At 75.8% G+C, this 8476-nt stretch carries 7 protein-coding genes; 5 read left to right on the plus strand and 2 right to left on the minus strand.

Annotation, left to right across the window (positions count from 1 at the left end):
- Positions 1 to 38 precede the first annotated feature (38 nt).
- A complete protein-coding gene (locus ACIRRS_RS09215) occupies positions 39 to 770 on the minus strand; it encodes a TVP38/TMEM64 family protein (protein ID WP_402967031.1) in 732 nt (243 codons plus the stop codon).
- A gap of 145 nt (positions 771 to 915) precedes the next feature.
- On the opposite strand from ACIRRS_RS09215, the gene ACIRRS_RS09220 reads away from it, so the two are divergent.
- The 4 genes from ACIRRS_RS09220 to ACIRRS_RS09235 all read left to right on the plus strand — a co-directional run bounded on the left by ACIRRS_RS09220 (position 916) and on the right by ACIRRS_RS09235 (position 5687).
- Positions 916 to 2016 (plus strand): hypothetical protein, encoded by a 1101-nt coding sequence (locus ACIRRS_RS09220; RefSeq protein ID WP_402967033.1) that lies wholly within the window; start codon positions 916 to 918, stop codon positions 2014 to 2016.
- A 149-nt stretch (positions 2017 to 2165) separates the two neighbouring features.
- Positions 2166 to 3269 (plus strand): hypothetical protein, encoded by a 1104-nt coding sequence (locus tag ACIRRS_RS09225; RefSeq protein WP_402967035.1) that lies wholly within the window; start codon positions 2166 to 2168, stop codon positions 3267 to 3269.
- 144 nt (positions 3270 to 3413) lie between these two features.
- Entirely contained in the window at positions 3414 to 4472 is a 1059-nt protein-coding gene (locus tag ACIRRS_RS09230; protein WP_402967037.1) for a YncE family protein, read from the plus strand.
- A gap of 108 nt (positions 4473 to 4580) precedes the next feature.
- Positions 4581 to 5687, plus strand: coding sequence for a YncE family protein (locus ACIRRS_RS09235; protein WP_402967039.1), 1107 nt, complete (start codon positions 4581 to 4583; stop codon positions 5685 to 5687).
- A gap of 91 nt (positions 5688 to 5778) precedes the next feature.
- Here the strand turns inward: ACIRRS_RS09235 and ACIRRS_RS09240 are convergent, their stop codons facing one another.
- Positions 5779 to 7020 (minus strand): MFS transporter, encoded by a 1242-nt coding sequence (locus ACIRRS_RS09240; protein WP_402967041.1) that lies wholly within the window; start codon positions 7018 to 7020, stop codon positions 5779 to 5781.
- A gap of 92 nt (positions 7021 to 7112) precedes the next feature.
- On the opposite strand from ACIRRS_RS09240, the gene ACIRRS_RS09245 reads away from it, so the two are divergent.
- Positions 7113 to 8327 carry an ROK family transcriptional regulator gene (locus ACIRRS_RS09245; RefSeq protein ID WP_402967043.1) on the plus strand — a complete coding sequence of 405 codons (1215 nt, stop codon included), beginning with the start codon at positions 7113 to 7115 and terminating at the stop codon, positions 8325 to 8327.
- The last annotated feature ends 149 nt before the right edge of the window (positions 8328 to 8476 follow it).

Raw genomic sequence — 8476 nt, forward strand, 5'->3', positions numbered from 1 at the left:
GGCGGCCCGGCCAGCGGATTTCGGGCGGCGCCCGTCGGTCAGGCGGCGGCGCGGCGGCCGCGGCGCCGGGCGAGGGCCGCCCGCCACAGGCCCACCAGGGTGCCCAGCACCAGCAGGGCCACGCCCCCGGCCGACACCAGGAAGGCCGGCGAGCCCGGGTGGCTCGCGCTGGCCGCCGCCGCCACGTACACGGCGGTGGTGGGTATGACGCCGATCGCTGTGGCGGTCAGGAAGGGCAGGAAGCGCACCCCGGAGAAGGCGGCGCCGTAGTTGCCCGCCTGGAAGGGCATCCCCGGCAGCAGCCGCAGCACCAGGACGCTGCGGAAGCCCTGCTCGGTGAAGCGCCGGTCCAGCGCGCCGAGCACCTTGCCGCGCAGGTACGGGCGCAGCGCCTCCCGGCCGAGCCGGCGGCCGAGGCCGAAGGCCGCCACCGCGCCGAGCGTCGTCCCGGCGACGGCCAGGGCCACGCCCTCCTGGATGCCCAGCAGCAGCCCGGCGGCGGCGTTCAGCGCGGGGCGGGGGACGAAGGCGAGCGTGCCGACGGCGTAGACGAGGGTGAACAGCGGCGCGAACCAGTAGCCGGGGAGGCGGTCGGCGAGGCCGCCGTCCAGCACCTCGGCCGGGCTCCAGAGCAGCAGCGACCCGGCGGCGGCGCCCAGCAGCACGACGAGCAGCCCGAGGCGCCACCAGGCGGCCGCGCGCCCCGGCGGCGTCTCGGCGGGGGCGTCGGCCACGGGTGCGGGTGCGGGGGGAGCGTCGGTCGCGGGCACCCGCCGAGCCTAACCCGGGCTTTGTGGGGGCTGGATGCCCGGGTCGTGGAGGAGGTGTGGGGAGGGGGTATTGGCACGGTGGAGGTTCCCCCGTAGCCTGTGCGGTCCACCGCGGGCGTCGCGGTGCTCGGAGGGGAGAGAACGCGTGAACTCACTTGCCACGAAGGCTCGTTGGTTAGGTGCCGCGGTTGCGGCGGCGGTGCTGCTGGTGGCCGGGGCGGGCACCGCCGGCGCGCGTACGGCGGACGGGGGCGAAGGGCCGGTGCGGGGCGTCCCGCAGACCGTCGCCCTGCACGGGGGCGGCCAATCGGTGGCGGTCAGCCCGGACGGTCGTACGGCGTACGTCTCGACCAGTTCCCGCGGCCGGGGCTCGGGCCTGGACGTGGTCGACACCCGCAGCGGCGCCGTCACGGCGAGCCTGCTGCTCAGCGGGGGGTTCAACGCCGCCTCCGCCGAGGTGGCCGTCAGTCCGGACGGTTCGCAGGTGTACGTGCTGTACGGGGTCGGCCACGGCTCGCCGGTGTCCCTGCTGGGCGTGGTCGACACGGCCACCAACACCCTGGTCGCCAGCGTCGCGCCCCCGGCCCAGACCACCCCGGCGGGCTACCTGGCCGGCAACCTGAGCAAGCTGGCCGTCAGCGCGGACGGGGGCCGGGTGTACATGACGCAGTTCGGCCCGACCTCCCCGCAGCGCCCGACCGAGGAGGGCACCCGCGTCCTGCAGTTCGACACCGGTCAGCAGGCGTTCACCGGCGCGGTGACGGTGCCCGGGCACTTCACCGGGTCGGTCGTCGCGCGGCCGGCCGGCGACGACGTGTACGTGGCCACCGACGAGGGCCTGACGCACCTGGACACCGGCGGTGCGACCCCCGTCGTGGAGAGCACCGACTCCACCGTCGGCGGCGCCTTCGCCGCCCTGGTGCTGTCCCCGGACGACACGAGGCTCTTCGGGGTCAACGGAGCGGGCCGCGGCTTCACCGTCGACGTCGCCACCGACGCCGTCACCGCGAGCTACGACATCACGCCGCACCGGTGGCTGCGCTCCCTGGCCGTGAAGGCGGACGGCACCCGGCTGTATGCGCTCGGCCAGGACTACGCGATCGTCGCGGTCGACACCGCGACCAACACCGTCGTCCCCGCCGAGGGCGTTCCGGGCCTGTCCTACGCCACGGCCCTGGTGCTGGGCCCGGACGGGCACACCTTCTACGTGGTGGCGGGCGCGGAGCTGCGGATCATCGGCGTCTGACCCGGGCGTGGACCGTTCGTGCACCGGTGTCCGTTCGCGCCACCGGTGCACGAACGGTGTCCGGGAAGTCGTTGTTGGCGGCCCCGGCCCCTCCCCGTAGCGTGTGCCCTCGACCGCGGGCAGCGCGGTTTCCTTTGGGGAGGAAACACATGAACTCGATTGCTGTGAAGGCTCGTTGGCTCGGCGCCCTGGTGGCGGCGGGGGTGTTGCTCGCGGCCGGTGCGGGCACCGCCGGTGCGCGGACGGCGGGCGGGGAGGACGGGCCCGCGCGCGGTGTCCCGCAGGCCGTCGACCTGCACGCCGGGGCCCGGTCGGTGGCGGTCGCCCGGGACGGGCGCACGGCGTACGTGTCGGTGAAGGAGGGAGGCCGGCACGGCGCCGGGGTGAAGGTGGTCGACACCCGCAGCGGGGCCGTCACCGCCGATGTGACGCTCACCACCGGGTTCGACGCCTCGGCCGGCCCGGTCGCCCTGAGCCCGGACGGCTCGCGGGCGTACGTCCTGTACAGCCTGGGCCACGGTCTGCGGCTGTCCCTGCTGGGCGTGATCGACACGGCCACCAACACCCTGGTCGCCACGGCCGCCGCCCCCGACCAGCCCCGCCCCGCCGGGGCGCAGCCCGGCTCCCTCGGCGCGCTCTCCGTCAGCGCCGACGGCTCGCGGGTCCTCGTCACCCAGTACGGCCCGGCGGGGGACAACGGCCCGACCCTGGAGGGCACCCGCGTCCTGCAGTTCTCCCCGGCGCAGCTGGCGTACACCGCCGCCGTGACGGTGCCGGGCCACTTCACGGGGGCGGTCGTCTCCCGGCCCGGCGGCGGGGACGCGTACGTGGCCACCGACGAGGGCCTGGTGCACCTGAACACCAGCGGCGCGGCCCCCGTCGCGGCCGACACCGTCGCCTTCGCGGACGGCGCCTTCGCGGGCCTGGCGATCTCCCCGGACGGCAGCCGCCTGTACGGCGTGAACGGCAGCGGCCGGGGCCTGGCCGTCGACCTCGCCACGGAGACGACCGTCGCGGTCTTCGACGTGACCCCGGGCACGTGGGTCCGCGACCTGTCGGTGAGCGCGGACGGCACCCGGCTCTACCTGCTCGCCCAGGACTCCTCGGTGCTGTCGATCGACACCGCGACCGACGCCGTCCTGCCCGGTGAGGGCGTCAAGGGCCTCACCGGCACGGGTGGCCTGGCGGTGGGACCGGACGGCCACACCTTCTACGTCACCTCCGGCACGAGCCTGCTGATCATCGGCTTCTGACGGGTGGGCCGGCCCCGCCGAGGGCGGTATTGGCGGGGTCGGCCATCCCCCGTAGCGTGAGCCCTCCACCGCGGGCAGCGCGGTGTTCCCAGGGGAGGGTTGAGCGTGAACTCGCTTGCTGTGAAACGTCGTTGGTTAGTCTCATTGGTCACGGCGGGGGTGCTGCTGGCGGCCGGTGCGGGCACCGCCGCCGCGCGGACGGCGGGCGCGGGCGGCCCGGTGCGGGGCGTCCCGCAGACCGTCCAGCTGAAGCTGCCGGCCGACTCGGTGGCCGTCAGTCCGGACGGGCGCACGGCCTACGTGTCGGTGGGCCACAGGACGAGCGGCGCGCGGCTGGACGTGGTCGACACCCAGAGCGGGGCCGTCACCGCCGAGGTGGTGCTGAACCCCGGGTTCGAGATCGCGGTGGGGAAGGTGGCCGTGAGCCCGGACGGGTCCCGGGTCTACGTGCTGTACGGGCTCGGCCGCCACCTCCAGCTGTCCATGCTGGCCGTCCTCGACACGGCGACCAACACCGTGATCGCCAAGGTGGCCGCCCCCGACCAGCCCCGGCCGGACCGCACCCAGACCGGGCGCCTGAGCGCGCTGGCCGTGAGCGACGACGGCTCGCGCGTCTTCGTCGCCCAGGGGGGACCCGTGCAGGGCAACCGCCCGAACCTGGAGGGCACCCGGATCCTGCAGTTCTCCCCGCAGCAGTTGGCGTACACCGCCGCCGTGACCGTCCCGGGCAAGTACTCCGGGGGCATCGCCGTACGGCCGGGCGGGCGGGACGCGTACATCTCCACCGACCGGGGGCTCACGCACCTGGACACCAGCGGCGACACCCCGGTCGTGCGGAGCACCGTCGCCCGCGCGGGCGGGGAGTTCGCCGGGCTGTCCGTGGCCCCCGACGGCTCCCGGCTCTACCGGGTGGACGGCGGCGGCGCGGGCGCGGTCGTCGACCTCGCCACGGACTCCGTCGCCTCGACCTTCACCGTCGACAAGGGCCGGTCGATCCGCTCCCTGCCCGTGAGCGCGGACGGCAGCCGCCTGTACACGCTCGCCCAGGACACCACGGTGCTGTCCATCGACACCTCGACCACCGCCGTCGTCCCCGGTGAGGGTGCGACCGGGATCGACGGCGCGATGGACCTGGCGGTCGGCCCCGACGGCCACACCTTCTACGTCGCCGCCGGCAACAGTCTGCGGGTCATCGGCTTCTGACCGTAGGGCGCGCCCGGCCCCGCCGGAGACGGTGTTGGCGGGGCCGGGCTTCGCCCGTAGGGTGTGCCCCCACCGCGGGCAGCGCGGTGGTCCCAGGGGAGGAAAAGTATGAACTTAACTGCTGTGAAGGCTCGTTGGTTAGGTGCGCTGGTCGCGGCGGGAGTGCTGCTCGTCGCCGGTGCGGGTACGGCGGGTGCGCGTACGACGGACGGGGACGAAGGGCCGGTGCGGGGTGTCCCGCAGACCGTCCAGCTGAAGCTGCCGCCCAAATCGGTGGCCGTCAGCCCGGACGGGCGCAAGGCGTACGTGTCGGTGGGCCACACGACCAGTGGCGCGCGGCTGGACGTGGTCGACACGCAGAGCGGGGCCGTCACCGCCGAGGTGGTGCTGAACCCCGGGTTCGAGATCTCCGTCGGGCAGGTGGCCGTCAGCCCGGACGGCTCCCGGGTCTACGTGCTGTACGGGCTCGGTCGCCACCTCCAGCTGTCCATGCTGGCCGTCCTCGACACGGCGACCAACACCGTGATCGCGAAGGTGGCGGCCCCCGACCAGCCCCGGCCCGACCCGGAGCGCACGACCACCGGGCGCCTGAGCGCGCTGGCCGTCAGCGACGACGGCTCGCGGGTCTTCGTCGCCCAGGAGGGCCCCAAGCGGCCCAACCGCCCGATCCAGGAGGGCGCCCGCATCCTGCAGTTCTCCGCGTGGGACCTGACGTACACCGCCGCCGTGACGGTGCCGGGCAAGTACACCGGGGGCGTCGCCGTGCGGCCGGGCGGCGGGGACGCGTACATCTCCACCGACGAGGGGCTGTCGCTCCTGGACACCAGCGGCGACACCCCGGTCCTGGAGAAGACCCTCGCCGACAGGGACGGCTGGCTGGCAGGCCTGGCCGTGTCCCCCGACGGCTCCCGCCTCTACCAGGTGCACACGGGCGGCGCGGGCACGGTCGTCGACCTCTCCACCAGCACCGTCGACTCGACCTTCACCGTCGAGTCGGGCGCCTCGCGGTGGTCCCTGGCGCTGAGCGACGACGGCTCCCGGCTCTACTCGGTCGCCCAGAACTCCAAGGTCCTGTCGATCGACACCGACACGAACGCCGTCGTCCCCGGCGAGGGGGTCACGGGTCTGAGCGGTGCGGCGGGGCTGGCCCTCGGCCCCGACGGCCACACCTTCTACGTCGTCTCCGGCGCCGGTCTGCAGATCATCGGCCACTGACCCGGGGAACGGGCCCGCTCCCGCCGTGCGGGGAGCGGGCCCGTTCGGCGCGGGCGGGCGGACGGTCGCTCCCGGGCGTTCCGGGCGGCCGTCAGAGTGCGGTGGCGTCCTTCACGTACGCCTTCTCCGGGGACACCTCGGTGACGGTCTTCGGGGCGGAACCCCTTTCCGCCAGTCGCAGCGCCCCCGCGCCGAGGACGAGGGCGAAGGCGAGGGCCGTGACGAGCCCGAAGGAGACGGTCAGCGAGGTGGCCTGGGCAAGGGCGCCGATCACGGCGGGGGCGATCAGGCCGGAGGTGTAGGTGACGGTGGCGACGCCCGCGATGGCCTGGCTGGCGTTGGTGCCGATCCGCCCGGCCGCCGCGAAGGCGAGCGGGACGATCACGGCGATGCCGACGCCGATCAGCGCGAACCCGGGGATGGCCAGGGCCGGGCTGTCGGCGGCGACCACCAGCAGTCCGCCGGCGGTGGCGACCGCCCCGCCGAGGCGGGTGGTCCGTACGGGGCCGAGGCGCCGGATCGCCGCGTCCCCGGCGAGGCGGGCGGCGGCCATGGTGAGGGCGAAGGCGGTGTACGAGGCGGCGGCGACGGTGGCGGAGGAGCCGGTGACGTCCCGCAGGTAGACGCCGCTCCAGTCCATCGAGGCGCCCTCGGCGAACACCGCGCAGAACCCGACCAGGCCGATCACCAGCGAGCTGCGCGGCGGCAGCGCGAACCGCGGCGGGGCCTCGTCCTCCTCGGTGGCCCGGATGTCGGGCAGTCCGGCGCAGACGGGCTGGGCGAGGATCAGCAGCACCAGGGCGGTGACGGCGAGCTGGAGCCGGGCGTCGAGGTCGAGGTGGGCGGCGAGGATGCCGAAGCCGGAGGCGACCAGCCCGCCCGCGCTCCACATGCCGTGCAGTCCGGACATGATCGAGCGGCCGAGGCGCTCCTCGATCTCCACGCCCTGGGCGTTCATCGCGACGTCGGCCATGCCCGCCGTGGCGCCGTACAGCAGCAGTGCGACGCACAGCACCGGCAGCGCGGGGGCGAGCGGGGGCAGGACGAGGCTCAGGCAGCACAGGGAGAGCAGGCCGCGCACCGCCGCCCGGCCGCCGTAGCGGTGGACGAAGCGGCCGGCGAGCGGCATGGCCAGGGAGGACCCGATGGCGGGCATCACCAGGGCCAGGCCGAGCAGGCCGGGGGAGAGGTCGAGACGGTGCTGCAGCCAGGGGATGCGGGTGACGAAGGTGCCGCCGACGGCGCCGTGCACGGCGAAGACGAGGGCGATGTGCGTGCGGGCGCGGCGCGGGGCGGAGAGCGGTTGGAGTGCGGGGGCGGTGGGGTGTGTCATCCGGTGTTCCCTCCCGTTCGGGCGACGGGCGATAAATTATCAGGAAGGGACCCTGATAAAAAGACTCCGGAAGTCTGGAAGGATGAACGGCCATGACCACCGCGCGCACGGCCACGCCGAGCACCGCCCGGGCGATCAACGACCGGCTGGCCCTCAACCTGCTGCTCGAACAGGGCCCCCTGACCGCCACCGAGCTGCGCGACCTCACCGGGCTGTCCCGGCCCACCGTCGCCGACCTGCTCGACCGCCTCCAGCGCACCGGCCTGGTCGCCGTCGTCGGCGAGCGCGGCGAACGGCGGCGCGGGCCCAACGCCCGGCTGTACGCGCTCGTCGCCTCCCGCGCCCACCTCGCCGCCATCGACGTGCGCTCCGGCGGGGCCAGCCTCGTCGTCGCCGACCTCGCCGGGCGCGGCCTCGCCTCGGCCGAGGTCCCCGTCGAGGGCGCCGGCTCCCCGGGGACGGCCGCGCGGATCGTCGAGGTGCTGCTGGAGACGGCGCGCGGCGCCGGGGTCGAGCGGCTGCACACCGTCGCCGTCGGCGCCCCCGGGCTCGTCGACCCCGCCACCGGGCGGCTGGTCAGCACCGGGGACCTGCCCGACTGGCACGGCGAACTCCTCGCCGCACTGCGGGAGCTGCCCCGCACCCAGGTGATCCTGGAGAACGAGGTCAACCTCGCCGGCCGGGCCGAGTACCGCGTCGGCGCCGCCCGCGACCGCGACACCTTCGTCCTGATGTGGCTCGGCCACAGCGTCGGCGCCGCCGTGATCATCGACGGCCGGCTGCGCCGGGGCTTCTCCGGCGGCACCGGCGAGATCTGCTTCCTGCCCGTCCCCGGCACCGCCGCGCTGCCCAGCGCCGACAGCTGCGAGGGCGGCTTCCACGACCTCGTCGGCAGCGCCGCCCTGTGCGCCCTCGCCCGCGCCCACGGCCTGCCCGCCGCCCCGGCCGACGACGCGCCCGCCGCCGAGGGCGCCGTCCGGGCCGCGCTGGCCTCACTGGCCCCGCTGGACGGGCCGGCGGCGCCGGACGGGCCGGGCGCGGCCTTCCTGGACGAGCTGGCCGGGCGGATCGCGATCGGCGCCGCCTCCGTCTGCGTCGTCCTCGACCCCGGCTGCGTGGTCCTCGGCGGCGAGATCGGCCGGGCCGGCGGCGCCGAACTGGCCGGGCGCGTCGAGGCGCGCCTGGCCGGGCTCTCCCCGCTGCGCACCGAGGTCCGGGCCGGGACGGCGGGCGGCGGCGCGGTGCTCGCCGGGGCGGTGCTCACCGCCGGGGACGCCGTACGGCGGGACCTCTTCGGCGAAGCCTGAGCCCTTTGCGGCAGGATGGCGGGGGGGGGCCCCCCCCCCCCCCCCCCCCCCACAACCCCCCCCCCCCCCCCCCGCGCCCGGCCCCCCCCCCGGGCCCCCCCACCCCCCCCGCGGCGGCCCCGCCCGGGGACCCGGCAGCCGCCCCCCCC

Source organism: Kitasatospora sp. NPDC101183 (assembly GCF_044767945.1).
In the GTDB taxonomy this organism is placed as follows: Bacteria; Actinomycetota; Actinomycetes; order Streptomycetales; family Streptomycetaceae; genus Kitasatospora.

Bases quoted from the DNA above. Each gene is read 5' to 3' on its own strand.
- ACIRRS_RS09240 (WP_402967041.1), bottom strand. From the start codon at position 7,020: ATGACACACCCCACCGCCCCCGCACTCCAACCGCTCTCCGCCCCGCGC.
- ACIRRS_RS09245 (WP_402967043.1), top strand. From the start codon at position 7,113: ATGACCACCGCGCGCACGGCCACGCCGAGCACCGCCCGGGCGATCAAC.
- ACIRRS_RS09235 (WP_402967039.1), top strand. From the start codon at position 4,581: ATGAACTTAACTGCTGTGAAGGCTCGTTGGTTAGGTGCGCTGGTCGCG.
- ACIRRS_RS09225 (WP_402967035.1), top strand. From the start codon at position 2,166: ATGAACTCGATTGCTGTGAAGGCTCGTTGGCTCGGCGCCCTGGTGGCG.